Origin of the sequence: Novosphingobium organovorum (genome assembly GCF_022832435.1) — a bacterium.
In the GTDB taxonomy this organism is placed as follows: Bacteria; Pseudomonadota; Alphaproteobacteria; order Sphingomonadales; family Sphingomonadaceae; genus Novosphingobium; species Novosphingobium organovorum.
Genome location: NZ_JALHLF010000236.1, coordinates 1 through 1,331, shown reverse-complemented (window position 1 = coordinate 1,331; position 1,331 = coordinate 1). Strand labels below are relative to the sequence as shown.

At 66.8% G+C, this 1,331-nt stretch carries 1 protein-coding gene; it reads right to left on the bottom strand.

The features are described from left to right. Positions 1-504: 504 nt before the first annotated feature. Positions 505-1,331: DUF3363 domain-containing protein (locus tag MTR62_RS20970; RefSeq protein WP_244024595.1), on the bottom strand; the 827-nt coding region annotated here is incomplete at its 5' end.

Below are 1,331 nucleotides of genomic sequence, written 5' to 3'. Positions count from 1 at the left end.
GGGCCATGATCTCCCAGACCAGGCCTTCGTTGCGCCGCAGCCAGTAGAGATTGCGCTCGATCCGGGCAAGGCGCGCGCCGAGCGCTTCGTCGGTCTTCGGCGCGGCCCGGCGGGTAAACCAGGCGTCGAGCGCCTCGACGAGGATTTCCGAGCGAGCGCGGCCCGAACTTTGCGCAAGGTGGGCCAGGCGGCGGCTCAAGTCCTGGGGCAGGAAAAGCTGGTGCCGGGTCTTGTAGGTTTTCGTCATGGAGGACCTGCCGTTTGAGGGTGGTGGCGACGAACCGGCCAANAGGCGGCGGCTCAAGTCCTGGGGCAGGAAAAGCTGGTGCCGGGTCTTGTAGGTTTTCGTCATGGAGGACCTGCCGTTTGAGGGTGGTGGCGACGAACCGGCCAAGGGGCTCACCGATCCGCCGCCATCTCCGATCATCCACGTCCGGGCCCTTCCGGGGAACGGGGCTGTTGGGGCCAGATGGGGGCGCTTGGGACCAAAGGCGGTTTTGGGGCCTACATGCCGCCGATGTTCGGCCCGCCCCGCTCGCGCCCCAGTGTCCAGCTGATCGAACCCGTCGAGCGCATGAGCCCGGAGACGTTGCGGCCGAGCTGTTTCTCCAGTTCGGGCCGCCAGGGCACGAGGGTGAACTCGTGGCTCTTCTCGATCACCGCGAAGTGGCCTGAGGTCAGCGCCAGCGACCGCTTGTAGGTGCCCTCGATCCGCTCGCCCTCGCGTGCCTCGGCAAACCGCTTGCCCAGTTCCTCTTCGAGGCGCCCGGCCACGGCGCGCACTTCGCGCTGGCGCAGGAGGCGCAGCATGTTGCGCGCGTAGAGCACATCGCTGCCGCGTTGCTCGGCCAGCTGCTGCTCGATCAACCAGCGCTGGCGTAGCTGCAAGGCCTTGCGCACCTCGCCCCCATAGCCAACCGAAGCAGTGTAGGTCTTACTTCCGCTGGCGAGCTCGCGGTCGAGCCAGGTCTCGGCATGGACATGGACCATTTGCTCGATGGGTTTGGGTGACAACAGTTCCACCTTGACCGGCTCGGCATCGATGCGCCGCTGCTCGTAGGCGAGCACGGTCTCCAGATGATCGGGGGCGATGCGCCAGGTGCCGTTGGGCTCGCGTTCGATCTTGCCGGTGGCACGCCGGATCGCTTCGAGCCGGCGCTCGTGCGTGCGGGCAAAGTCATCGGTTGCCATGCGGTCATAGGCGAGGTGGTTGTCGATGGTGTAGCGCCCGCCGTTGGCTTCAGCGACGCGCACGACCGTGCGGTCGGATTCGCGGAGCGATGCCAGCTTGGGTTCGAGCCGCACCAGCGCGCCCTGCGGTGTGTTTTCAG